Origin of the sequence: Saccharomonospora amisosensis, assembly GCF_011761185.1 — a bacterium.
GTDB classification, from domain to species: Bacteria; Actinomycetota; Actinomycetes; order Mycobacteriales; family Pseudonocardiaceae; genus Saccharomonospora_A; species Saccharomonospora_A amisosensis.
This window is the reverse complement of record NZ_JAAOYM010000001.1, coordinates 730,273-753,098: the sequence shown is the minus strand read 5'-3', so window position 1 is coordinate 753,098 and position 22,826 is coordinate 730,273. Positions and strand designations below refer to the sequence as shown.

The 22,826-nt window shown below is 67.7% G+C and carries 23 protein-coding genes; 7 read left to right on the top strand and 16 right to left on the bottom strand.

Features of this window, described 5'->3' with window-relative positions:
• Positions 1 to 59: 59 nt before the first annotated feature.
• Positions 60 to 281 (top strand): hypothetical protein, encoded by a 222-nt coding sequence (locus FHU38_RS03770; RefSeq protein ID WP_167166530.1) that lies wholly within the window; start codon positions 60 to 62, stop codon positions 279 to 281.
• Positions 282 to 358: 77 nt separating this feature from the next.
• On the opposite strand, the gene FHU38_RS03765 is transcribed toward FHU38_RS03770, so the two are convergent.
• From FHU38_RS03765 to FHU38_RS03725, 9 genes are all read right to left on the bottom strand, one after another.
• On the bottom strand, positions 359 to 1,450 hold the full coding sequence (locus FHU38_RS03765) for an alpha/beta hydrolase (protein ID WP_167166528.1): 1,092 nt from the start codon (positions 1,448 to 1,450) through the stop codon (positions 359 to 361).
• Positions 1,447 to 2,574 (bottom strand): serine hydrolase domain-containing protein, encoded by a 1,128-nt coding sequence (locus FHU38_RS03760; protein ID WP_167175472.1) that lies wholly within the window; start codon positions 2,572 to 2,574, stop codon positions 1,447 to 1,449. The genes FHU38_RS03765 and FHU38_RS03760 overlap by 4 nt, the downstream gene beginning before the upstream one ends.
• Before the next feature lie 34 nt (positions 2,575 to 2,608).
• A complete protein-coding gene (locus FHU38_RS03755) occupies positions 2,609 to 3,505 on the bottom strand; it encodes a hypothetical protein (RefSeq protein ID WP_167166526.1) in 897 nt (298 codons plus the stop codon).
• A complete protein-coding gene (locus FHU38_RS03750; protein WP_167166524.1) occupies positions 3,502 to 3,837 on the bottom strand; it encodes a WXG100 family type VII secretion target in 336 nt (111 codons plus the stop codon). The genes FHU38_RS03755 and FHU38_RS03750 overlap by 4 nt, the downstream gene beginning before the upstream one ends.
• Positions 3,834 to 4,181, bottom strand: a complete 348-nt coding sequence (locus tag FHU38_RS03745) for a YbaB/EbfC family nucleoid-associated protein (RefSeq protein ID WP_167166522.1) — start codon at positions 4,179 to 4,181, stop codon at positions 3,834 to 3,836. Before FHU38_RS03745 ends, FHU38_RS03750 begins: the two co-directional genes overlap by 4 nt.
• A gap of 55 nt (positions 4,182 to 4,236) precedes the next feature.
• Positions 4,237 to 5,046 (bottom strand): ESX secretion-associated protein EspG, encoded by an 810-nt coding sequence (locus tag FHU38_RS03740; protein ID WP_167166520.1) that lies wholly within the window; start codon positions 5,044 to 5,046, stop codon positions 4,237 to 4,239.
• Positions 5,043 to 5,432 (bottom strand): hypothetical protein, encoded by a 390-nt coding sequence (locus FHU38_RS03735; RefSeq protein WP_167166517.1) that lies wholly within the window; start codon positions 5,430 to 5,432, stop codon positions 5,043 to 5,045. The genes FHU38_RS03740 and FHU38_RS03735 overlap by 4 nt, the downstream gene beginning before the upstream one ends.
• The gene (locus tag FHU38_RS03730; RefSeq protein WP_167166515.1) at positions 5,429 to 6,715 is read right to left on the bottom strand and encodes a hypothetical protein; all 1,287 of its coding nucleotides are present in this window, start codon (positions 6,713 to 6,715) and stop codon (positions 5,429 to 5,431) included. The genes FHU38_RS03735 and FHU38_RS03730 overlap by 4 nt, the downstream gene beginning before the upstream one ends.
• A 184-nt stretch (positions 6,716 to 6,899) precedes the next feature.
• Entirely contained in the window at positions 6,900 to 9,332 is a 2,433-nt protein-coding gene (locus FHU38_RS03725; RefSeq protein ID WP_313886658.1) for a helix-turn-helix domain-containing protein, read from the bottom strand.
• Positions 9,333 to 9,467: 135 nt separating this feature from the next.
• On the opposite strand from FHU38_RS03725, the gene FHU38_RS03720 reads away from it, so the two are divergent.
• Positions 9,468 to 9,695, top strand: a complete 228-nt coding sequence (locus FHU38_RS03720) for a hypothetical protein (protein ID WP_167166510.1) — start codon at positions 9,468 to 9,470, stop codon at positions 9,693 to 9,695.
• Between the two features lie 46 nt (positions 9,696 to 9,741).
• Here the strand turns inward: FHU38_RS03720 and FHU38_RS03715 are convergent, their stop codons facing one another.
• Genes FHU38_RS03715 through cysD form a run of 4 tightly spaced genes read right to left on the bottom strand, consistent with a single transcriptional unit; the run spans position 9,742 to position 14,460 of the window.
• Positions 9,742 to 10,548 carry an SDR family oxidoreductase gene (locus tag FHU38_RS03715; protein WP_167166508.1) on the bottom strand — a complete coding sequence of 269 codons (807 nt, stop codon included), beginning with the start codon at positions 10,546 to 10,548 and terminating at the stop codon, positions 9,742 to 9,744.
• Entirely contained in the window at positions 10,548 to 11,621 is a 1,074-nt protein-coding gene (locus tag FHU38_RS03710; RefSeq protein WP_167166506.1) for a DUF1214 domain-containing protein, read from the bottom strand. Before FHU38_RS03710 ends, FHU38_RS03715 begins: the two co-directional genes overlap by 1 nt.
• Before the next feature lie 56 nt (positions 11,622 to 11,677).
• Positions 11,678 to 13,546 (bottom strand): adenylyl-sulfate kinase, encoded by a 1,869-nt coding sequence (gene cysC / locus FHU38_RS03705; RefSeq protein ID WP_313886657.1) that lies wholly within the window; start codon positions 13,544 to 13,546, stop codon positions 11,678 to 11,680.
• A gap of 14 nt (positions 13,547 to 13,560) precedes the next feature.
• Positions 13,561 to 14,460: a sulfate adenylyltransferase subunit CysD gene (gene cysD / locus FHU38_RS03700; protein WP_167166502.1), complete on the bottom strand. Its 900-nt coding sequence runs from the start codon at positions 14,458 to 14,460 to the stop codon at positions 13,561 to 13,563.
• A 123-nt stretch (positions 14,461 to 14,583) separates the two neighbouring features.
• On the opposite strand from cysD, the gene FHU38_RS03695 reads away from it, so the two are divergent.
• On the top strand, positions 14,584 to 15,213 hold the full coding sequence (locus tag FHU38_RS03695; RefSeq protein WP_167166500.1) for a TetR/AcrR family transcriptional regulator: 630 nt from the start codon (positions 14,584 to 14,586) through the stop codon (positions 15,211 to 15,213).
• A gap of 21 nt (positions 15,214 to 15,234) precedes the next feature.
• Here the strand turns inward: FHU38_RS03695 and FHU38_RS03690 are convergent, their stop codons facing one another.
• On the bottom strand, positions 15,235 to 15,699 hold the full coding sequence (locus FHU38_RS03690; RefSeq protein ID WP_167166497.1) for a nitroreductase/quinone reductase family protein: 465 nt from the start codon (positions 15,697 to 15,699) through the stop codon (positions 15,235 to 15,237).
• 76 nt (positions 15,700 to 15,775) lie between these two features.
• On the opposite strand from FHU38_RS03690, the gene FHU38_RS03685 reads away from it, so the two are divergent.
• Complete coding sequence (locus FHU38_RS03685; protein ID WP_167166495.1) at positions 15,776 to 16,462, top strand: TetR/AcrR family transcriptional regulator; 687 nt, start codon at positions 15,776 to 15,778, stop codon at positions 16,460 to 16,462.
• Positions 16,463 to 16,478: 16 nt separating this feature from the next.
• Here FHU38_RS03685 and FHU38_RS03680 read toward each other — a convergent pair whose 3' ends face one another.
• Positions 16,479 to 17,924: an MFS transporter gene (locus tag FHU38_RS03680; RefSeq protein ID WP_167166493.1), complete on the bottom strand. Its 1,446-nt coding sequence runs from the start codon at positions 17,922 to 17,924 to the stop codon at positions 16,479 to 16,481.
• Between the two features lie 110 nt (positions 17,925 to 18,034).
• On the opposite strand from FHU38_RS03680, the gene FHU38_RS03675 reads away from it, so the two are divergent.
• From FHU38_RS03675 to FHU38_RS03665, 3 genes are all read left to right on the top strand, one after another.
• Complete coding sequence (locus FHU38_RS03675; protein ID WP_167166490.1) at positions 18,035 to 18,703, top strand: TetR/AcrR family transcriptional regulator; 669 nt, start codon at positions 18,035 to 18,037, stop codon at positions 18,701 to 18,703.
• Positions 18,704 to 19,003: 300 nt separating this feature from the next.
• Positions 19,004 to 19,408 (top strand): hypothetical protein, encoded by a 405-nt coding sequence (locus FHU38_RS03670; RefSeq protein WP_167166488.1) that lies wholly within the window; start codon positions 19,004 to 19,006, stop codon positions 19,406 to 19,408.
• Positions 19,409 to 19,571: 163 nt separating this feature from the next.
• Positions 19,572 to 21,743, top strand: coding sequence for a bifunctional diguanylate cyclase/phosphodiesterase (locus tag FHU38_RS03665; RefSeq protein WP_167166486.1), 2,172 nt, complete (start codon positions 19,572 to 19,574; stop codon positions 21,741 to 21,743).
• Positions 21,744 to 21,960: 217 nt separating this feature from the next.
• Here FHU38_RS03665 and FHU38_RS03660 read toward each other — a convergent pair whose 3' ends face one another.
• The gene (locus FHU38_RS03660) at positions 21,961 to 22,749 is read right to left on the bottom strand and encodes a DUF2249 domain-containing protein (RefSeq protein ID WP_167166484.1); all 789 of its coding nucleotides are present in this window, start codon (positions 22,747 to 22,749) and stop codon (positions 21,961 to 21,963) included.
• Positions 22,750 to 22,826 lie beyond the last annotated feature (77 nt).

The following is a 22,826-nucleotide window of genomic DNA, read 5'->3' as shown; positions in this document are numbered from 1 at the left end:
TTCGAGCGCACGTGGGAGGCGTCCGCACAGGGCTTCCAGCTCCCATTTACCTTGAACGTGTGGAGCACTGGGACCCGCATCGAGCCGACCCAGCTACCTATACCGTCACGGCCGAGCGCCAGGCATATGGCTGGGAACCGCACATCGACGGTGTGGGTGTCACCCAGACCCGATCACTTACCGAGGCCGAGGACACTGCACGCGAGTACATCGACCTCGCACTCGACGCCGAGGACGAAGACTCGTTCGATGTCGCCATCGTTGCGCGAACAGGCGCGTAAGTCAGCGCCGAGTAGCTTGCTCACGCCGCTGCCGGCCGGTTCGCACGGAACCGACCGGCAGCGCACTCACCCGGCTGCTACGGGTGAGCGAGTTCCTTCATGAGCAGCCCGACGAAGTGATTCATGTCGGCCTTCAGGCAGGCGGGCTGCGCATGCTTGCCGTTGCAGCCTTCCGCCCACGTGCTCCCGTCGCCGTAGTCGATGAACGTGTGTGGAATCCCGGCCGCGACGAGGTTGTCCCTGGTGACCAGATTGGTCTCCCGTGCCACGTGTTCGGTCAGGGCCTGCGGGGGATTGTCCGCCAGGTTCCCACCATTGCCGGTGTACATCGCCACGCCCATGCCGCGAAGCGACTCCACGTGCTGGGCGGGGCTCTTCTCGTTCCACACCGTGTCCAGCGGCCACACCGGTACTCCGAAGATCGCATCCGGAGCAACGGTGGGCGTGCCGCTACCCGGCAGCTGCGTGGTGGCCACCACCGCCGCTCGCTGCGCCTGGTTCAGCAGGTCCAGCCCGCCGGAGAAACTGCCGACGTAGCCGAACAGTTCCGGCCTGCTCTGCGCGTAGTGGAATGCGCCGAAACCGCCCATCGAATGACCGGATATCGCCCTCCCCTGCCTTGCCGCGATGGTTCGCAGGTTCGCGTCCACGAACGGGATCACCTGGTCGAGGTGGAAGTTCTGCCAGTTCTGCGGGCCGAGCGCGGCGGGAGGGTTGACCCAGTTCGTGTACCAGCCACGGCCGGACCCGTTGGGCGCTACGTTGATCAGCGGGACGCCTCCCGCCGTGGACTCCTCGAACATCTGCTGGTTCAGGGCGGTGTCCGGGTAGTCGGGATGTCCGTGCAGGTGGTACTGCACCGGGTAGCGGGTGGCGCCGGAGGAGTCGTAGCCCTCCGGCAGCGTCACCATGATCACGTGCTCCCCCGAGTTCTGCCCCGCCATGGTCGAGTACTCCGGCACCTCGACGGTTCGCACAACGAATTTGAAGGTGCGCTCGGCTCCGTCCACCCACCACGGCTGCTTGACGACGGTGAGCCCGTGGCCGTCGGCGAAGACCGGCGGTGCGTTGCCGGCATGTGCCGCCGGGGTCGCGCCGGTGAAACCGAGCAGGCCAACCAACGCGAAGATGAAACCGAGTACCACAACCGTCCTGCGGCGCTTCGTCATGACTGTCCCTCGCACAGGGCGGCGTTGGCGACATCGAGCGCCGCCGGGTCCTGCGGACTTATGTTGGCGTTGGTGACCACCGATGCGAACCGGCCGTCATCGGTGACCATTGTGAGCGACGCGTGCCCGGTTAGCGACATGCCGTCGTGCCCCCACGCCACGACGCCACAAGACAGGTGCAGGCTGCGTATGCCGAGGCCGTAGCCGTCCGGGTATTCCGGCGAGAACGGCACAGTGGTGCGCATCTCGGCGAGTGCGTCCTGGGACAGGAGCTCGCCGTCGAGCAGAGCGCGGTAGAATCTCGCCAGATCCTCCAGTGTGGACTCCATCGCGCCTGCGCTGCTGTACAGCGAAAGTTCGATCATGGTGGTCGCCTCGATCCAGAAGTAGAAGCCGCCGATCCGCAATCCCTGGTAGCCGGGAAGGTAGGGGTCGGCCAACGCCCGCTCTCCCGGCGCGGGGAACGACGTCTCACTGAGCCCGAGCGGCTCGATGATCCGCTGCGTGATCGCGTCACCGACGTACTGGCCGGTCACCTTCTCGATCAGCATCCCCAGCACCAGGTAGCCGACGTTGGAGTACTTGGTGGGACCACCCGGCGCGGACTGCGGTGTCTCGTCCATCGCCGCCCGCACCAGTTCGGCCAGCTCGTAGGTTCCGTCCGGGTTCGCCGCCGCGCCGTTGGTATCCCTGGAGAGACCGGCGGTGTGGTTGAGCAGTTGGCGTACGGTGATGACGGTGCCGTCGTAGTTGCCGGTGACCACACCCGGCAGATACCGCTCGACGGGCGCGTCGAGGTCGACGAGCCCCTCGTCGAACAACTGGAGCACGACGGTCGCGGTGAATGTCTTGGTCTGGCTGGCCGCACGGAAATGGTCGGAGGCGGTGAGCGGCCCGTTGTCGTTGACGCCGCGCGAGCCGCTGGACAGCGTCCAGGCTTCCGCACCGTCGCCCGCGTGGACGGCCGCGCCGGGACCGGCCTGCCGCTGGTACCGGTCGAGCATCGCCTGAGTGTCGGCGTGCTCCTGCGCTGGCGCGGCCTGCGCGGGCGCGACGAGTGCGGTCACCGCGAGCGCGGTACCGCCTGCCACACCCGCGAACCATCGCTGAGTCTTGTTCCTCATCATGCTGTCGACCCCATTCGTTTCCCCGATGAACTCATCGGTCGTCACCCCCGGTTGATTGCGTGTCGGCGGCTGAACCCGACGAGTCGCCGCCCGCCAGGTCGCCGATTACGCTGAGCCCTTCCTTCACGACGTCGAGTGCGCCGAGCACGCCGTCGATCAGCTTCACCAGGTTCTCGCCGCTGGCGAGCAACTCGCCCAGCTTGGCGGCGATCCGCCCGCCGTAGTCCACCGCGATCGCCACACACTGCGGGATCGCCTGCGCGATACTCGCCCCGAACGTCGCGGGAGCCGCGGCGATCGCCTCGGTCATGATGGGCACGATCTTGCCAACGGCTTCGGTGATCAACCGAGTGACGATGTCGACGACCTGTGCGACCACTTCGCCCGCGGCGATCATCGCCTTCGAGTTGGTCATCGCCGCTTCGGCGATCGACTTGACCCCGTCGGTCAGTTTGGTCGCCGTCTCCGCGTAGTCCGACTTGGCCTCGCCCGACCACTCGCCGGTCTCTTCCTCCACCGTGGATTCGTAGTCGTCGGCGACGGAGTTCGCCTGCTGCGAGCATCCGTCGTGCTCACCCGCGGGGCCGGATACCGAGTCCGGCTCGCCACGCAACTGGTCGAGCGGCTCCTCCAGAAACGAGATCATCGGAATGAGGAAGTCGCACCCCGCGCTGACCAGGGCGGACAGCGGGCTCGCTGTCGAGCCCAGCATGTCGATCGAGACGACGGGCTCTCCCGCGAGTTCGACGGACAGCCACTCCTTGTTGCCGACGGCGTCTCCGGCGAGCCGCAGGTCGGCAAGCGCGGTGTTGATCTCGACCGCGGACCGCCTTGCCTCGCCCGGCTCCGGCGAACCCCCGGCCTCGGTCTCGGTCTGGCTCTGCGGGGCGGTCTCGGCGAGCTCCCACGTCTGCGCTGTCGTGTTCATCGGTCCCCCTCATCGCCAAGGCTCGAGCCGATGCCGGTCAGGTCGGCCGCGTGGCCCTCGTCGGCGTACTGGTACTCGTCGGCGGCACGTCCCATCCCGTCACTCACCTTGTCCAAAGTGGACGCGGCATGCTCGAAGGCTCCTCTGGTTTCAGCCATCGCGGTGCCCAGGCTCGCGGCGACGAACCGCGAGAACACGCCCAGCGAAAGCGGCCCCAACTCGCCAGGCAACGCACTGCCGATCGACGACAGCTGATCGGCGTGTGTGGCCAGCCTGCCCGCGTGTCGCCGCAACTGGTCGGGATCGACGTTGTACGAAGGCCGCGTTGTCATCGCACGACCTCCGGGGGCACGTGCTGGGTGATCTGCGTGAGGACCGGACTGTCGCCGAGATAGCCCGCCATCACCTCGGTCATCCTGGCGGCAGCGATGCGTTGCGCCTCGCGTGCCGTGTCGACGATGAGTGCGGCGAGTGCCTCGGCTTCAAGCCTGCGCGCCGGGGGCGTCAACTTGACTCCCTCGAGCGCACCAGCGGCGTTCACCGTCACCGCCACCTCACCCCTCGGCGACCTCGCGGTCGCCTCGACTTCCCGCAGGCTCTCGCGGGCCTGCCGCGCGCCGTAGGACGCCCGCTCGAGACGATCACGGTATTCGGCCAGCCACCGTGCCGGATCCATATTGCTCCCCTTCCCTTCCCCAGGTTTTCGACTCAGCATGCTGTGAGCCCCGGCGCTAGCCGCGGGCCAGTGCTGCCGCTTCGCGCAGCACCCGTAGGAGTTCGCCGTGCCGCAACGGGTTGATGCTCACCCAGCCGCGATCGTCGGTGTTTACTCTGATTCGCCCCTTCGGGCTGTCCAACCACGACAGTTCGAGTGGCCGTTCGGCACGGTCTCCCGCTCGTCCGATCACGGCTCCGAGCTGCCCGCGCCCCTGTACTGAAGGCAACAGGTCGACCAGCGCGTCGACAGCGGATTCGTCGCCACCGCGTTCGGCGACCAGTGCCCGTATTCGCTTTCGGGGCGCCGCGATGCCGGCCGTGTTCTCCAGCAACCGGCTCACGTCACCGACGACACCGGGAGGCAACGCGATCGGCATGGTCTGCGCGGCACCGGTCTTCGGGATCCGGTTCGCCAGTTCGTCGGTCAGCGCGGCGGTCGTGACGCGCGCGACGGTGACAGGGCCCGGTGCCCCCCCGATGGACTGGTGACACACCACCGCTCCAGGCCCGTGGATCATGGCCACGACGCCGGTCACCGTCCCACCGTCGATCACGACGAGGTCGACCGCACCGCGGTGCCCGCGCAACGCGGCGACCAGGTCGGCCGCGACGCCTGAGGGGCCGTGCCTGGTGATGAGCCCCCGCGCGGACAGCGACCTGGCTGCCGCGGCCAGCAACGCCTCGCGTTCACCGCTGATCCGGCCGAGCGAGGGCACTCTGAGCGGAAACGGAGGGCGAATGCCCGCGTGGGCCGCGAGCAGATCCAGCTCCGGCGGCTCGAAGCGGGCACCCCGCTCGACGGCTGGTCCGACCGTGGCGGTCATGACGGCCGTCCTGGCGACTCACGCCGGCCGGTCCGCTCCTGCCCGCGTGCCTCGTCCAAGGACGATTCCCTGGCACGCAGGTCGTCGCTCGCCTGAGCCTCGTGCTCGGTGTGCTTGTTCTTGGCTTCGGCGAGCGACTGTTTGAACTCCCGCACCTCTCGCTCCGTTGCCTTGATCTCGCCCGCGAGGCCGGAACTGCCCGCCGCATCCCGCAGCCGCATCGCCAGATGCACGGCGGGCGGTGCGGTGCCCAGCATCGGCAACCGCTCAGCGAGCCTGCTCGCGGTGGCTACCAGGTCGCCGGTCAGGTCGCCGAGTTCGGCCAGCGTCGTGATTCGCTGATCGAGCAGATCCAGCTGGAGTTCGACTCCTTGCCCGTTGTTCATGATTGGCCCTCCGTCGAAAGGCCGATGACCGCTTCGCTGCCCGGCTCTTCGACCGGGAAGAGCTCGTGGTCGATCGTCGGAAGTTGGTTCTCGTGCTCTGCTTCGTCCTGCCCCCCGCGCACGCCCGAAGCGGGCGGGATCATGCCTCCCATGGCGCCCGACCGGCCTGCGGCCGACTCGGCGGCCAGCCGAGCCGCCGTCGCATTGGTGCCGCCCTGCATCGTCGCCGTGCCCACTCCCTTGCCGGGTAGCAGCGGGGTGCCACCCTGTCCCAACCCAGCGGCAAACCCAGCGGCCGCGCCCGCGCCGCCACTGAGCGCCCCGACTACCGCACCCGCCGCGAGCGCCTCCGCGGTACCGCTACGACTTCCTGGTCCCGCGAGGCGTTTCGGCGACTCGCCGCCCACGGCCTTGCCCGAGGGTTTGGAGGAGGCGCTCGTGGCCGCCGCCGGGATCGTGCTCCGCGCCTGGCCGATCAACTGGCCTGAGTTCGTAAGGCTGGATTCATAGCCCTGCATCGACCGAACCGCCTGCTGCTTGCGCATGTCCGTCGAGTCGGCGCCGGCATAGAAGCTGAACCCCGCGCTGCCCACGGCACCGAAGGCCGTCCCCGCATCCGAAGTAGCCTGCGCCTGCGAGGTGGCCCGCTCCGGCACGGGCTCGCTCGGTGCCAGGACCTCCGGCCCGGTGGCGGACCGATCCGCCGCGCCGAACATCCCCGCGTAGGGCACCTCGGGTTGGTTCGATCGATCAGGCGCACTCGCAAGCGACGCCCCGGTGATGCCCGCCCAGTTCGTTGCCGCGTCGTTCATCGGCGCGGCCGGGTCTCCCGGTGGCGGCGGCATGGTGGCCCTTGCCCTGGCCAGCGCATCGGCCGCCTGTTCGCAGGCCTGCTCGCCCGCGTGAGCGAGCTCCGCGAGCTTCTCCACCCGGTCGGCCAGCTCGCTGAGCCTGCGTGCCGCCTGCTCGGCACCAGTTCCCTGCCAGCTCTGCAGCAACGCGGCTCGCTGCTCGCGAAGCACCTCCGCGTGGTTGACCAACGCGGCCCTATGTTCGGACCATTCCGCGGCGATGGAGCTGACGTCAGCGACGTCGGCGTCCTGCCACAACATCTGGTACAGCTCCTCGTGGCTGTACGCCTCCCAGTTCACGCTGCCTTCCGACGGCGCGTCCTGACCGAAGTACACGTCCCACACACCCGCCGTGTCGCCCGCCGCCCACGGTTGCTCGGCGGCGGACGCCGGCTCCGGGTGTTGCCCTGCCGCTGACGTCTCGCTTGCCACCCAGAATCCCCTTTCCGGTCACCGACTCCTCATCGGCTCGCCAATGTTCACTGCCGGTCCGGGACAACGGGAAGGTCACGCGGGCGGCCATTGCTGGCCGGTGCCACTGAGCAGGCAAAAAGGCAGCCAGCTTGGAACGCACCAGGGAGAAAAGGCCGTCGGTCGACCCGGACCGGGACGCCTGTCAGCGCCCGGTTCGGTAGGCCTTGGCGAGGTGTTCTTGCAGGCGTGCGTGGCGGAACTGGTAGACCGCGCCGGACTGGCGCAGCACGCCCCGGCGGTAGGCGTCGTCCAGGAACGTGCCGACCGCCCACGGCAGTCTGCCGCTGGCCGGTAGCCGGAATCGGGTGAAGAGCAGCCACTGTCCCCACGCCGTGAAGGCCACGATGTAGGCAAGGCCCGTGCTCAGCCCACCGATCAGGCCGACCAGCAGGCCGTTGCCCACGTTCCAGTTCAGGCTCCATGGCACTGGGCCCAGGGCTGCCCGCAGCGCACTCGTGACCGCGACGCCACCGAAGGCGAGTGCGAGCGCGAGTGCGAGCGACAGCGCACCGGCAAGGCGCAGCACTGTCGTGCGGTTGGCGGCGAGCAGGTCTGCGGGGCTGGTGGCGGTGGTGAGGTTGGCGGGGGCCTCCAGCGCGGCCGCCAGTGCCAGCACCAGACCGCACGCCAGACCGAACACCACCGAGCAGATGGCGGCGTCGACAAGCATCCCCCGCAAGATCGCGGCGGGTTCGTCGGCGAGAGTCAGATTCGGAGATACCGCCATGACGATGGTTCTCGCGATCCCGTAACCGACACCCCCGATGCCGCCACCGAGCGCACCCGCAAGGAACCGTGTCGCGACTTTTCGCCGAAGCCCTGGTTGCCTGCCCGACCCGTCGAGCAGGCGGACCCGGACTCGGGTCGGTTCGAGTACCTTGCCTTTGCGCACCACCATCAGCAGGTACAGCAAGCCGACAGGTAAGCCGATGACCGGGCCGATCACGAGCCCGTCGAGCAGAGCGACATACCAGTGAAACGTCATCCCGGACGTGAGCGTGTGAACCGGGGTGAAGACCAGCCAGTCGACCAGCAACGACGCGACACACGCGAATCCGGTTACCAGTAGGACGCGGGTGGAGTCGCGGAGTCTGCCGCTGATGCGCCACCATTCGAGGTCGCTGGTCCCTTGGCGGTCGAGGTCGTCGGCGAGGAATCCCAGCCAGCGGCGGAGGCGGGCGATGTCCCAGTCGTGCCGTTTGCCGTGGTGGGTGGGGGTGGGGTGTTGGTGGTAGACAGTGGGCACGAAGCTGTCGAGGAGGTGTTCCTCGATGTGTTGTGGGGTGGGGAAGCGAGTGTCATCGAGCAGTTCGGTGGGGTCGTGGTCGCGGGAGTCGCTGTAGACGGTGCGGGCGAGGCTGACCATCAGGGGTGTGCGCAGGACGGTGGCCAGATGCGCGGTGGCGGGGCGGGGTTGGGTCGTGTCGTGGTCTCGTAGTGCGGTGATGACGCTGTCCCAGGCGGTGGCCGTGCCGCCGCCCTCGGTGGCGACAGCTACCTGCCGTGCGGTGCGGGGCAGGTAGCCGCCCAGATCGTCGGGGGTGAGGTCGGTCAACTCGACCACGGCGGCCGAGGTGAGCACGTCGACCACGGTCACGGCCCGCTGGTACTCCTCGACGCGGCTGGTCAGCAGCAGTGGCATGGACAGCGAGTTGAGTGTTTCCAGCGCAGGCCGGTGCAGGCCCTGGGCGATCTCGTCGAAACCGTCGAGTACCGGCAGGATGCGCCCGGTGTCCACCAGCACCGCCGCGAGTGTCGCCCCGCCCGGCGCCTCCGCGGCCAGGCCCGGCTGATCACGCTGCAACAACTCGACCAGCCAGCCGCGCAACGGGGCCGCGGTCGGATCCCACGACCCCACGTTGAAGATCATCGGGACCGCGCCCCCCGGCGTTCGCGCGGCCAGCATGTCCAGCACGAACCGCAAAGTGAGCACCGTCTTGCCCGAACCCGCCTGACCCAGCACCACCAGCCGCCCCGACGGAACCCGCAGATAGGTGCCCGCGATGTCGCCCACCTCGCCGGACAACTCCAGCGGCCCCGCGCTCACCCCGACCGGGACCCTGCAGATGTTGTCCCAATGATCGGCCAACCGCGCAGGCGCGGGCCGCCACCGCACCGGCAGCGGGAACGGGTCATGCAACCGACGCAACTCTTCCTCACGCCGCAGCCGGGCCGCGACCACCAACGCCAGATGGTCCGCCGCCTCCGACACCTCCGCAGGCACCACCGGCAACACCGGCAGTGCCGACGCTGCCCCCGTGACCGGGCCCACGGCACCCCCCACCGGCACCGAAACCGCCCCACCACCAGACGACCCCGGCCCTGGCCCGGGCGACTCCGGTGACGACTCCTGATACCTACCGTCAGCGGCGGCCAACAAGCTCTGCCGCTCCCGCTGACCAACCCCCAACGCATCGGCCAGCAACGTCACCGTCCCGATCCGAGGATCGGTACCGCTACCGGTCTCCAACCTCCGAATGGTCCGAACCCCAATACCCGACCGGGCAGCCAACTCCTCCTGAGTCAACCCCGCCCGCCGCCGGGCATCACGAAGCAAAACTCCGAAACGGTTCACCAACTCGCAAATTCCCCCCAACACAACCAAAGACCCTGTGATCTTACCCCGCGAACCGGCCACGAATGGCAGGTAGTCGGCCTGGTTGACGACCCGCGAAACCGGCAAGACTCCGCCAACAACGGGAGGACCACGATGTCAGCGAAGTTCCGGTACTGGTGTGCCAAGTGCGGCTACAAGACCCTGTGGCTCGACGAGGAGCAGGGAGCCGAACAACTCGGTCGGCACTATCTACAACGGCATCCTGGCATCGAGCCGGGCGGGGACTTCGAGATCCGGCGCGGCGAAGGGCGAGGCAACGGCTGTCTCGGCACGGTGGTCGCCCCGTTCCTGCTCCTACGTACGCCGAACGGGCAACGATGAGGTGTGGCGGCAGGGGTCGCGGCAACCCTGCCCGCCGTCGGTGAGTTCAGGAAGGCATGTACTCCCCACCGTTGACATCCAGGGTCGCCCCGGACACCTCGGATGCGTAGCGGGAAAGCAGGAACAGCACCGCGCCGGCGCACGCCTCGTCGGTAGGAATGCGGCCGAGCGGGTTACGACCGGCGATCTCGTCGTAGATCTGCTGCTCGCCGACCCCACGTTCCTCCGCGGTCATCCCCAGGTAGAACCGCACACCGGGCCCGTCCAACCAGCCCATGAGTGCCTGGTTCGCCCTGATTCCGTACTCACCCAACTCCAGCGCCAGCGACCTGGTCACCGATGCCATCGCGGCCTTGGCCGCCGCGTAGGCACCCTCACCTCGCGCGGGCTTACGGGTGGCCATCGTGCCGATGTTGACGATGGAACCGCGGCCAGCCTGCTTCATGTGCGGCACCACCGCACGGGTCACGTTGAGCGCACCGAACAGGATGATGTCCATCGAGCGGCGGATCGCCTTCTCCGGTGTGTCCAGCAGGTCGGCGAACCCGGGATGCCCGTAGGCGGAGTTGACGAGGCCGGTAATGGTGCCGAACCGCTGCACGGCGGTGTCCACCAACCTGCTGACGTCGTCAGGCTTGCGGACATCGCAGGAAACCCCGATGGCTTCCCCTCCCGACTCGGCGATCTTCTCGGCCTGCCGCGTCATCACGTCGGTCGAGCGCGCCGCCATCACCACCTTCGCTCCTTCGGCCGCGGCGCGGACCGCCAGGTGACTGCCCAGTCCCGGCCCGACACCGGTGATGAGCACGACCTCGCCGTCGAGCATCGCGGCGTGCTGGGACGGCCGCCCCATCAGACTTCCCCTTGGGTCAGCGAATCCAGGGCGACCACCCGGCACTTCGGTACCGGGTTGGACTTCGCGCCGAGCCAGCGCAGTAGCGCGGTTCCACTGCTGTGCCCGCAGGTGTCGATCCAGTTGCCGAACCCGGGGTCACGCTCGGCCACCACGATGGTCAGCCGCCCGTCATCGACGACGGCGGTGTGCTTGTTCACGGTGATGCGGCGGTGGTTGTCTAGCGACTCCATCCACCAGTTGTCCAGTTGAAAGTTCCAGTAGGGACAGTCGGGCACCTCGGTCCCGATCAGCCATGCCTGTCCCGGCCGCAGCGTCCAGTAGCCGTGCAGGTAGTAGATCTCCGGGTCACCGCCCGCGCGCTGGAACATGTCCTGGCCGAAGTCGGCCAGCTCGTTGGGTTTGGTCATGAACAGCTCTGTCCACTGTGCGAACGTCGCCGCGGTGCCGTGCACCGACAGCGCCGCCCTGCGCAGCGCCTTGGCCATGAACTCCGGGGTCAGCGGCGCCGGTTCGGTAGGTCCTGCGATCTGCTCGATGCGCCATTGCCCCGGCGTCTCGGTGGTACGGTCGAGGTAGGTCTGGCGCACGACGAGTCCGGTCGAGTCGGGGGCAAGTGGTAGCCAGTTGCGCCCTTGCTGTGTGGCGCTGGCGATGATCTCGATGGTCCCGTCCGGCTCAGCGACAAGGTCGGCATCGGTCAACTCGCCCGTGGACGCCATGGTGCCGTCCTTGGCGTAGCGGTTGGCCTTGGAGCCGATGCTGAAGTAGGCGATGGTGCCTCGTTCGCCGGTGATCCGGTAGCTGCGGTCGCCTCGGATGTTCGCCGAAAGGTAGACGTTGTCCGGATTGTCGGCACCGATCTTCACGAGGTCGAGCTCGTGCAGTCGCGGGAAGTCCGGGTCGGCGTTGTCGACACACGAGTAGAGCATCTCGCGGGTGAGCCTGGCGAGGTAGCGAAAGCCCTCCGCCCTGTCCAGCGGTGTGTCCGGCGCGGTGTCGCGCAGTACCTCCTGCCCGGCCGCCTCGATCCCGCGGCAGAACTCCGACCAGGCCTTCGCCACGTCGGTCACGGCAGCTCCTCTTGGTAGAACGAGTTCTAGTTAGCGTACCGGAATCTGGACAATGTTCAATGCTCGTCGAGTATTCCCATCTCGCGTAGCTTGGCGAGCACCTGCTCGGCCGCCGAATCGGGGCTCGACGTCGTCGTGTCGAGCCATACCTCCGGCTCGAAAGGCGGTTCGTAAGGGGAGTCGATTCCGGTGAAGTTCGCCAGTTCACCGCGGCGTACCTTGGCGTAGAGCCCCTTGGGGTCGCGCCGCCGCGCCTCCTCCAGCGGGGTGTCGACGTACACCTCGCAGAACTCGTCGCGCTCCACGAGTCCGCGGGCAAGTTCGCGCTCGGCCCGAAACGGTGAGATGAAGGAGACCAGCACGACCAGCCCTGCGTCGACAAGCAGCGCGGAAACCTCGGCGATCCGGCGGATGTTCTCCACCCGGTCGGCATCGGTGAAGCCGAGGTCGGCGTTCAGCCCCTGCCGGATGTTGTCACCGTCCAGCAGGAAGGTGTGCACCCCGCGAGCGTGCAGCGCCTTCTCCACGAGGTCGGCGATGGTGGACTTGCCCGCACCGGAAAGACCGGTGAACCACACCACGCAGGGACGGTGCCCGTTGCGGGCCACCCGTGCCTGTTTGTCCACTGTGACCGCTTGCCATCGGACGTTGGCCGAACGCCGCAGCGCGAAATCGATCATTCCGGCACCGACCGTCCGGTTGCTGAGCCGGTCCAACACGATGAAGGAACCGAGATCGCGGGAGGTGTGGTACGGCTCGGCGGCGACCGGACGGTCGAGATGCACGTTGGCCACCCCGATCTCGCCTGCTGCCAGTGTCTTCGCGGGCAGCCTGGCACCGGTGTCCACGTCGATCCGGTGCTTCGGACGATCAACGCTGAATCCGACGGTACTCGCGCCGAGCTTCGCGAGGTACCGCCTGCCCGGCAGCAACTCGTGCTCGTCCAGCCACACCACGTGCGCCTGGAACGCGTCGGCGACATCCAGCGGTTCCTCCGCCGCGAGCACGCTGCCCCGGCTGACATCCACCTCGTCGGCGAGCACGACGGTCACCGATGAGCCGAGGACCGCACAAGGCAGGTCGCCGTCCATCGTCGTGATCCGCTCCACCTTCGACTTCCGGCCGCCTGGCAACACGTGGACCTCGTCGCCGACACGGAGCGTGCCGCGCAGCACCCGGCCGGAGAAGCCGCGGAAGGTGTCGTCCGGCCGGTTCACCCACTGCACCAGGAACCGCGCGGGGCCGACCTGCTCGGCCTCGTGTATTGGCACCGACTCCAGCCATTCGAGCAACGCGGACCCTTCGTACCAGGGTGTCCGATCGCTGGTGGTAACGACGTTCGTCCCTTCGACCGCCGCCATCGGGATGCAGGTAACCTCTGCGATCCCGAGTTCGGCGGCGAACGCTCGATACCGCTCGCTGATGTCGTCGAAAACCGACCGCGAATAGTCCATCAGGTCGAGCTTGTTCACCGCGAGGGCGACATGGCGGATGCCCAGCAACGCGACCAGAATGGTGTGCCTGCGGGTCTGGGTGAGTATGCCCTTGCGCGCGTCGAGCAGGATCACCGCCGCGTCGGCGGTGGACGCCCCGGTAACCATGTTGCGGGTGTACTGCTCGTGACCCGGGGTGTCGGCGACGATGAACCGGCGGTCCCCGGTGGCGAAGAAGCGGTAGGCCACATCGATGGTGATGCCCTGCTCGCGTTCGGCGGCCAGACCGTCCACCAGCAACGCGAAGTCCAACTCGGCGCCCCTCGTGCCGTACCGCGACGAGTCGGCCCGCAGCGCGGTGAGCTGGTCGGCGTAGAGGAGTTTCGACTCGTACAGCAACCTTCCGATGAGCGTGCTCTTGCCGTCGTCGACGCTGCCGCAGGTCAAAAACCGCAGCAGTCCGGTCTCGTCCTCTCGGTTTCTGGATCGCACCGTCCGCACCGTCATCAGAAGTAGCCCTCCTGCTTCTTGCGTTCCATCGAGCCGGACTGATCGCGGTCGATCACCCTGCCCTGGCGCTCCGACGTGGTCGTGTCGCGCATCTCGGCGATGATCTCCTCGACGGTGCGCGCCCGGCTTTCCACCGCGCCGGTCAGCGGGTAGCAGCCGAGTGTGCGGAAACGGACGCTGCGCCACATCGGCACTTCGCCGTCGGCGAGCGGCATCCGGTCGTCATCGACCATGATCAGCACACCGTCACGCTCGACCACCGGCCGCTTCGCGGCGAAGTACAGCGAGACTATCGGTATCCGCTCGCGCTCGATGTAGCGCCACACATCCAGCTCGGTCCAGTTCGACAGCGGGAAGACCCGGATGCTCTCCCCCGGCGCGATCCGCGTGTTGTACAGCCGCCACAATTCGGGGCGCTGGTTCTTCGGGTCCCACCTGTGCTGCGCGGTCCGGAAGGAGAACACGCGTTCCTTGGCGCGGGAGGCTTCCTCGTCCCGCCGCGCACCACCGAAGGCAACGTCGAAGCGATACTTGTCCATGGCCTGGCGCAGCCCCTGCGTCTTCCACAGGTCGGTGTGCCGTGCCGAGCCGTGGTCGAACGGGTTGATGCCCTGCGCGACGCAGTCCGGGTTGCGGTGCACGATCAGTTCCAGACCAAGTCGGCGCGCGGTCTCGTCGCGGAAGGCGATCATTTCGCGAAACTTCCACGTCGTGTCTACATGCAACAGCGGAAACGGCGGTGGGCTGGGGTAGAAGGCCTTGCGAGCGAGGTGCAACAGCACCGAACTGTCCTTGCCGATCGAGTACAGCAGCACCGGCCGCTCGCTCTCCGCGACAGCCTCCCGGAAGATGTCGATGCTGTCGGCCTCGAGTCGGTCCAGCTGGCCGAGTGTCATTTCGCCCCCTTCTCAGCCTTGCTCGCCGTGCCGGTCCGTTTCATGCGAGCCACCGTAGCGGTAAATTGAACAATGTCCAATAGTCAAACTGAACATTGTCCACCCGTGCGGTAAGGTCGCGTCATGGCGGCGACGACACAGCGGCTCCAGGCCGCGTGGGGTGATGCCGAAGGCAGACGGCGCGACATTCTCGCTTCAGCGGAACGGCTCCTGGAGGAATCCGGCTACGCGGCGCTGACGATGCGCGCGATCGCCTCCGGCGCTGGCGTCAGCTCCGGCACCGTATATCAGTACTTCGGCGGCAAGGATGACGTCTTCGTCGCACTGACGGCCAGACGACTCGAACAGGTACAGGCCACCCTGCGCGACGTGGACCGCGAGATCGGAATCGCCGCGGTGTTGCGCGAGATTCTGCCGCAGGTAACCGAACTGTGGCGCAAACTCGGCCGCTCCGCGCCGCAATGGGAGGCGAAGGTGCTCGCCAGCGGCAGGCGGAGCAAGGGCATGGCGACCTCGGCGTCGGTGTATCAGGAAACGCTGCGGACACTCGCTCACACGTTGCGGGAGACGGCCGAGACGTGTGGACAAACTTTGATCGATGACGCAGCCCTTCCCCACTGGGTATGGGACGCGCTCATCGGTGTCGCGGACGACCTGCTTCTCGGTGGTTCCCGGCAGGGCAGGGTCCGCACGAAGCGATTGATCGAGTTCGCCACGCAGGCCATCGAACGCAGCATCCTGGTATCGGGTTAACGATCGGCGACCCGAACCGGCCTACAACCGCTCCGCCGACACGACGCGGAATACCGGGAACCGGCTCGCTACCCGCTCGAACTCGGCCAACGGTGCGTCCTCTGCGACGGGTAGATGCGCCCTGGCGTTGGGCGCTCGCCGCAGGTACTCCTTGAGCACGGGCGCCCGGCCCTGCGGTGCGACCTCTTCCAGCCGAACCCGCTCGCGGCGACCATGGCGGATCGTGACCTCACCGGCGGCGGCTCTGACATTGCGGACCCAGTTCGTCCCTTCCCCGAGCATCGAAACCAGGTAGCGTTCACCATCGATCACGGTCATGACCAGCGGCACAGCGACAGGCTTTCCGGAACGCCGTCCTCGCACCTGGAGCATTACCAGGTAGTTCGGGGCGACCCCACGCGCATAGAGCCCGGCCGTAGCCCTGTCGAGCAGGCGCGCCACCCGGTTGGGACGGCCACCCCGGTAGAACCACCGTTTGAGACTCATCGCACCTCCCTTCTGTCACGTACAACGTACATGTACAACGTACAGTATCGCCTGTACGCTGTACAATCGATGGGTCATGACTCAACAGCATCGAGAAGCCGCCACCGAGCGGACGCGACTCACACCCCACGCCGTGGTCGACGCGGCCCTTTCAGTCGCGGAGACCGAGGGGCTGGCCGCCGTCACGATCCGGAGACTGGCCAGGGATCTGGGTGTATCGCCCATGGCGCTGTACTGGCATTTCCGCAACAAGGACGAACTGCTGGACGGCATGGTCGGCCGGATCTACGAGAAGGTCGACACGACGGTCGAGGACTCATCCGACTGGCCGCGACAGTTGAGGGCGGTCCTGGCTTCAATGGTCAAGGTGCTGCGAGCCCACCCCTCTGCCGCGCCGCTGCTCGCATCCCGCAACACCACTTCGCAAGGCAACCTGCGCGCGGCCGAAACCATGCTCGAAATCCTGCGGCGCGGCGGATTCTCACCGGCGGAGGCGACGCAGATCCTGCGACACGCACTGAGCACCCTTACCAATCTCGTCAGCGGTGTACCCGGTGCCGGACCAGGGGAGGAATCCGCGGAACTAGTGGAAACCAGGCGCAGAACACGGCTATTTCTGCGGTCACTGCCGCCCGACCGGTACCCGCGACTGGTGGAGGCGGCCGGGCCGTTGAGCGAGTGCGAAGATCCGGACGGCTACTTCCGGTTCGGGCTCGACCTCCTCCTCGCGGGCATCGAGACGATGGCCGAGCGCGACCGCTGACCGCGGTCACCTGTGGTCAGCCCGGTATCTCGCGGACGGCGGCGCCGGTGTTGGTGTCGGTGGCGGCAGGTTGGGACTGGCGCGGCAGCAGCAAGCAGGCAAGCAGCGCGACTGCGAACAGCCCGAAGCCGGCGAACAAGCTGTTTCGCGTGGCAACGACGAAGTCACCATCGACGGCGAGTCGATCGAAGAAGACCGTACCGACGGTCGCGGGCCCGGCGGCCATGCCGAGTTGCACCACCGTGTTCAACAGCCCGGATGCCGCTCCCGCGTCGGAGGTGGCCGCCTCACCGAGCGCGATCAGCATGAGTGACGAAGCCCCGAGCCCGAGGCCCGCACCGTAGAGCAGGACCGGGAGAGCCAGCTGCCACGGCGTCAACTCGCTGCCGTATCGAAGCACGGCCGCGGCCAACAGGGCCGTTCCCGCCAGCAGCAGGATCAGGCCGAACATCGGCAGCCCGCGACCCAGCCTCGGCGCCATGGGCATGCCGATCCCGTTGCCCGCGACGATTCCCACCGTGGCGGGGAGCATGGCCAGCGCGGTCTTCAATGGGGAGTAACCCAACCCGCCCTGCAGGTACAACGTCAGGACGAAGAACGCGGCCAGCCCGCAATAGAAGATCAACATGATCGGAATGGCGTAGCGCATCGCTCGCCCGCGGAGCAGGGAGAGCGGGATCAGCGGCAACTGCCCGCGCCGCTGCCGCGCTCGCTGCCGGGCTGCGAACAGACCGAGCATCGGGATCGCGGCGACCATCAGCAGGAAGGCCCAGCCGGGCCAACCCGACTGCCGACCCTGCACCAGCGGATAGAGAACGGCGAGCAGCGCGGCGGCCAGCAGGAGCACCCCGATCAGGTCGGCGCCGCCGCGGGCCTGCGGTCGGCGCGCAGGCATGGCCAATGCGGCGCCGAATGCGGCCGCGACGGCTATCGGCACGTTGACGAAGAAGATCGCCCGCCAGTGCCAGCCGAACAGATCGGCCTGGGTCAGCACCCCTCCCAGCAGCGGACCCGCCAGACCTCCGATCGGGAAGGTCATACCGTAGAAACCCATGGCTTTGCCCTGGTCGGCGCCGGTGAACTCGGTGCGGATGAACGAAAGCACCTGCGGCACCATCAGGCCCGCGAACACTCCCTGCACGACGCGGGCGACCAGCAGCACGGCCACCCCCGGCGCGGCTCCCGCGGCAAGCGATGCCGCAGCGAAACCCGCCGTTCCGAGCACGAAAAGGGTCCGGTGGCCGAAACGGTCGCCGAGGCGACCACCGGTGATCAGCGTGAGGGCGAAGGCCAGCGTGTATCCGGTGACCATCCACTGCAGAGCCCATGACGGCGCCTGCAAGTCGCGCTGGATGCTCGGCAATGCGATGTTCACGATCTGGTTGTCCACCATGTCCATGAACACCGCGGTCAGCAGCAGGGCGAGTGCCACCCAGCGCCCCCGGTTCGACGTCACCATCATGTGGGCCCCGGTTCCTGTCGTCGTGTCCCCAACGCAGTGTCATTTGTATGCATGACTTTGTCAAACAGACATATGATTAAGCTCGACGACGGGATGGCAGAATGTCGGACATGGCGAGCGGGTCCGAGCCGAAGGGCAGCGGGAACAGGCGCCGAGGCGCTTCGCGGCGAACTCCTGCGCCGCACGAGCGGCAGCGCGATCCAGAACGAACCAAGGAACGCATCCTCGCCTCTGCCGTCGAGGTGTTCTCCGCCAAGGGTTTCGCGGGCGCGCGGGTGTCCGAGATCGCCTCGCGAGCGGGTGTCAATCAGCAGCTCATCGCCTACTACTTCGACAGCAAGGAGGGCCTGTACCGCGCGGTCGGACGGCGCTGGCGGGCCTACGAGGCCCAGGCGTTTCCCGACGAGCTGGACTTTCCGGAGCTGGTCAGGAACTACGTTCGGGCCAGCGTCGACCCGAAGCTCAACGGGCGCCTGCTCGCCTGGGAAGGGCTTGCCGACTCCGGCTCCGATGTCGACGACGACGAAGCGCGGGAACGCGATGCCAGACTTCGGCGCGAGGTGGAATCGATTCGACAGCGGCAGCGCGCTGGTGAACTCGACGACCGGTTCGACCCCGCCGCGCTGCTGCTGATCGGGATGAGCGCGGCGAACGCTCTCGCGGTCTACCCACAGCTCGCCCGTGGCATTTTCGGAGCCGACGGCAGCTCACCGGAACTGGTCCAGCACTACGCGGACCAGCTCGCTCAGCTGTTCGGCCGCCTGAGCAAGGAAAGCTGAAGCCGACCGCTTTTGCGAGCCGCCACGGCAACGGGCGGCGAACTCGCACGGAAGCTGACCGACGGCCTCGCCGACGGTGTGCTGGCACCGCCCGACTGAGCCAGCTTCCGCGATGGCCACGTCGCGAAGGACAACCCGAAACGATCGCGGTATCCGCCGGAAGCGACGCGGTGGTACGTGGCGAGTCGACGGCAGGTCTCGAGTTCACACCGATGTGAGCCCACGTGCGGCAGCCCTACCGTGCGGTGAGTCGGGAGGACGGCACCCCCGGCGACCGGCCACTTCGAGACGAGGCACACCATGCGCGAAACCAGCAGGAGCACAGCGGCCACCCTGCCGTGGGGATTGATCGCCATCTTGTCCGCGATCGGACTGGTGAGACCGCTGCTGAGCATGTTCGGTGTGCTCGACGCGCTCGGCAAACCGTGGAGTCCGGTGGCCGTCACCGCGGTGCTCGCCGTGGTGTGGGTGGCCGCCGTGGTCGCCACACGGGTGAGCGAACCGGTGGCCACGCTGGCGTTGGCGGGTGTCGGATACGGGGTGTTGGCACTGCTGCTCAACATCGTCGGCGCCGCTACCACGGACGCGGAAATGGCACCCCCGATCGGGCTCGCCGCGATGATTGTCGGCAACGGTGTCTACGGCGCCGTGCTCGGTCTGGTCGCGTTGGGCCTGCTGCGCCTGCGCGAGCGGGCACGGGGATGATGGGTTCGCTCATCCGGCAGACCGTCGTCGGGCGGCCGTACCGGGGGTCACAACCTAGCGGATACCTACCAGGCGCTGCTTTATCGATACCACCCGAATGGAGTACAACCGGATAGGTATAGTGCACGCTCATCGAGCGTCCGGCCCCCTGGAAACCGATGACATGAGCGTCTCGCTTCCTAACGACAGCATCCCTACCGAGGAGAAGGCTTCCCGTGGCAGCGACCACAGGGAGTCGGCTCTGCTTGCCCACAAATGGATGCACCTGCTCAGCAGGCGTGGCTACCTCCACCTTGCCCGCGGCGAGCTTGAGCGCGAACTGGTCGACACCATCGAACGGCTGTTCCAGATCGTGCTCGCCGACCCGTTCGACGCCGAGCCCGCCGCCGGTGTCGGCGCGCGGCTGGCTGAGTCCCAGTGCGTCGACACCGACAACCTGAGCCGATCGGTGGAGTTTCTCGGCAAGGCTCTACTACACAGCCCACGGCTGCGTGGTACTGACCAACCTGCCGACCGGGTGCTGCCCGCACTCGGTGCGCTCATGTCGGGCTACAGCGACCGGCAGCGCCACCTCAACCAGCAACGGCAGGAAGAGTTGAACCAGGCGCTACTGAAGGTGGCTTGGGAAGCAAGGAGAAAGCAGCAGCTCTGCGAGTCCACGCTGGACGAGTCGTTCGCCAATTCCGCGTGCGGGCTGGCGCTCACCGAACTCGATGGCCGGTTCCTGCGGGTCAACGAGGCGCTGGCCTGGACACTGAACCGCACCACGACCGAGTTCGCCGGCCGCACACTGTTCGAGGTTGTGCACCCCGACGATGCTGCCGAACTGCGCGACGCATATCAGGAGCTGCTGGACGGCAGGATTCCCCGGTTGTGGCGGGAATGCAGGCTGGTGCTGGAGGAGAACGAGACCGTTCGTGCCTCGCTCACCGCATCACTGGTGTTCGATGTGGACGGCGAGCCGAGGTACCTGGTCACGGCGGTGCAGGACGACTCCGAGATCGCCCTGCTACAGAACCAACTCAGCCACCAGTCGCTGCACGACCCGCTGACCGGCCTGCCCAACAGGCAGTACCTCAGCACCCACATCGAGCGCTGCCTGCGGCGCGCCAAAGCCGAAACGGGCGTCACGCTGTTCCACATCGGATTGGACAGCTTCCCCGCTGTGGCCAACGGGTTGGGTTCGACCGTGGCCGACCGGCTGGTGGCCAGCGTCGCGGAGCGGCTGTCCGCCGCGATGGCGGGTGAGAACGCGATGGTGGCCCTGATCGGCTGCGGGGAGTTCGGCATTCTGGTCGAGAACAGCCCCGTCACTCCCGACGTGGCGACCATGGTGGAGCGGATCAAGGAACAACTCGGCGAGCCGCAGTACCTCGACGGCAGTAACGGCCTGGCGGCGCCCGTCAGTATCGGTGTGGTACACCGGCCGTCGAGGGAGATCGCGCCCACCGAACTCATGCGCGCCGCCGACCGCACCCTGCGCCGTGCCAGGCGCGGCGGTCGGGGTCAGTGGCAGTTGCTCGACGAACAGCAGGATGCCCGCGACCGACAGTCCTTCAGCCTCGCGGCCTCGATGCCCGGCGCGTGGGAAACCGGCGAGGTGGACCTGGTCTTCCAGCCGCTGGTGAACCTCGCGGACGGCACCACGCTCGGAGTCCAAGCCTCGTTGAACTGGGCGCATCCCGGCCTGGGGACGCTGCCGCACGACAGGTGTGTGGAACTTGCCGAACAAACCGGCCTGATGCTTCCCATGGGTCAATGGCTGTTGCGGCGAGCCTGTCAGGAAGTGGCCACCCGGTACGGCGAGCGCGCGCCACTGCTCAGCGCGCGGCTCACCCGGCACCAGGCGACAGACCCCGATCTGGTCGCCGGAATCCGCGGCACGCTGGAAGCCACCGGCCTTTCCGCGGCCGGGTTGCGGCTCGGCTTCCCCACCATCGCGCTGGCCGGCGGGCGTGGTGACGCCGTGGAAAACCTCAAGGTGCTCGCCGAACTCGGGGTCGGGGCGGCCTTGCTTGGCTTCGGCTCGCTCGCCGACCTTTCGCTGCTGCGGGAGCTGCCACTGAGTGCGGTCACCGTGGCGGCGTCGCTGGTGCCCCCGGAGTCGAAGCAGGCTGCCGCGGATGAGGCGGCCGAGCAAGCCCTCACCGCGTTGCTGGACGCCGCCCACCAGGCAGGCGCGAGTGTGCTCGTCGACGGGGTGCGGACGACGCGGCAGGCGCAGTGCTGGCGCCGGCTTCACGCCGATGTGGCGCTCGGCCCGCTGTACAGCGAGGTCCCCGACACCTACCGCAGCGCGACTGCCCAGGTGGCCGAAACCACGGCGGTGTGCTGAGTTCCCGCTCTCCCGACCATCACCGCGACAGTGTGCCAGTCGCACCGTGCCAGTCGCACCCGCCCGCGAGTCGGCAACGGTGTCAACCGCAGCGAGCACGGGACTCGCGGGCGAGAACGCAGAACTCGCGGGCAGGAGCGGGGGACTCGCGGGCGAGAACGCAGAACTCGCGGGCAGGAGCGGGGGACTCGCGGGCAGGAGCGGGGGACTCGCGGGATCAGGTACGGGTGAGCCGCAGCCGCCACGCCTGCGGTCCGCGTTCCAGGTACTCGACGTCGATCCGGCCAGCCGCTCGTTCGTTGAGTTGGCGCAGCAGTGGCTGTGGATCGTGCGGCGCGACGAGCACCAGCGAGCCGCCGGTACCGATCGCATCGAACGCCCCGAACACGGTGGCATGCCTGATGGCGTGGGGCACGGCGCGTACGTCTAGTTCCGGGGTGCCGCTGTCGGACTCGCCACACCCGCAAGAGCCGTGACCGTGTCCGTGATCCGACGGCGCACTCTCGGTGTGTTCGGCTCCGCCGAGCAGCTCATGCATCCCTTCGAGCACAGTGGACAGTGAAACCGCGGGGTCCTGCGCGAGCACTGGAAGCAGCAGCTCGTTCTCCTTCATCAGGTGGACCTCGAACAGCACGCGCAGCGCACGGATCGCCGCCGCGGCACGCACCGGCTGCTCCGCCGAGGAAAGCTCGTCGACCAGCCCCTTGATCGACTTGTGTTCGGCGAGCATGCCGTCGACCAGTCTCGTCTCGTGCGACCTCGCGGCCGGGTACAGCAGGCGCTCCTCCGCGGCGGCGTGCGGTAGCAGTTCCTCGGTGCAGAACCTCACCGCTGACCGGTGTGCCTGCTCGAACCGCTCACCCTCGGCGCTCTCGGCCGCACCGACAAGGGCTGTGGTCAGCGCACCAAGTCGCCCGGCGAGCTCCGCGTGGTGCTGCTCGACGGCCTCGACGGCCTCGGCGTCCTGCGGGCTCGAAGCCACGACGACATCGCTTGTGGTTGCCACGGCACGATCCTTCCTCTGCGGAGCACGTTCCCCTTTTCTACACCCATGTCCGTGTTTATTCAATCACCGGGGTGGTG

Coding starts and splice junctions, on each gene's coding strand:
- FHU38_RS03745 (WP_167166522.1), bottom strand. CDS start 4,181: ATGGATCCGGCACGGTGGCTGGCCGAATACCGTGATCGTCTCGAGCGG.
- FHU38_RS03670 (WP_167166488.1), top strand. CDS start 19,004: ATGCGCGAAACCAGCAGGAGCACAGCGGCCACCCTGCCGTGGGGATTG.
- FHU38_RS03675 (WP_167166490.1), top strand. CDS start 18,035: ATGGCGAGCGGGTCCGAGCCGAAGGGCAGCGGGAACAGGCGCCGAGGC.
- cysD (WP_167166502.1), bottom strand. CDS start 14,460: ATGACACTCGGCCAGCTGGACCGACTCGAGGCCGACAGCATCGACATC.
- FHU38_RS03735 (WP_167166517.1), bottom strand. CDS start 5,432: ATGAACAACGGGCAAGGAGTCGAACTCCAGCTGGATCTGCTCGATCAG.
- FHU38_RS03695 (WP_167166500.1), top strand. CDS start 14,584: ATGGCGGCGACGACACAGCGGCTCCAGGCCGCGTGGGGTGATGCCGAA.
- FHU38_RS03765 (WP_167166528.1), bottom strand. CDS start 1,450: ATGACGAAGCGCCGCAGGACGGTTGTGGTACTCGGTTTCATCTTCGCG.
- FHU38_RS03715 (WP_167166508.1), bottom strand. CDS start 10,548: ATGGGGCGGCCGTCCCAGCACGCCGCGATGCTCGACGGCGAGGTCGTG.
- FHU38_RS03740 (WP_167166520.1), bottom strand. CDS start 5,046: ATGACCGCCACGGTCGGACCAGCCGTCGAGCGGGGTGCCCGCTTCGAG.
- FHU38_RS03720 (WP_167166510.1), top strand. CDS start 9,468: ATGTCAGCGAAGTTCCGGTACTGGTGTGCCAAGTGCGGCTACAAGACC.
- FHU38_RS03755 (WP_167166526.1), bottom strand. CDS start 3,505: ATGAACACGACAGCGCAGACGTGGGAGCTCGCCGAGACCGCCCCGCAG.
- FHU38_RS03760 (WP_167175472.1), bottom strand. CDS start 2,574: ATGAGGAACAAGACTCAGCGATGGTTCGCGGGTGTGGCAGGCGGTACC.
- FHU38_RS03680 (WP_167166493.1), bottom strand. CDS start 17,924: ATGATGGTGACGTCGAACCGGGGGCGCTGGGTGGCACTCGCCCTGCTG.
- FHU38_RS03685 (WP_167166495.1), top strand. CDS start 15,776: ATGACTCAACAGCATCGAGAAGCCGCCACCGAGCGGACGCGACTCACA.
- FHU38_RS03690 (WP_167166497.1), bottom strand. CDS start 15,699: ATGAGTCTCAAACGGTGGTTCTACCGGGGTGGCCGTCCCAACCGGGTG.
- FHU38_RS03665 (WP_167166486.1), top strand. CDS start 19,572: ATGAGCGTCTCGCTTCCTAACGACAGCATCCCTACCGAGGAGAAGGCT.
- FHU38_RS03750 (WP_167166524.1), bottom strand. CDS start 3,837: ATGACAACGCGGCCTTCGTACAACGTCGATCCCGACCAGTTGCGGCGA.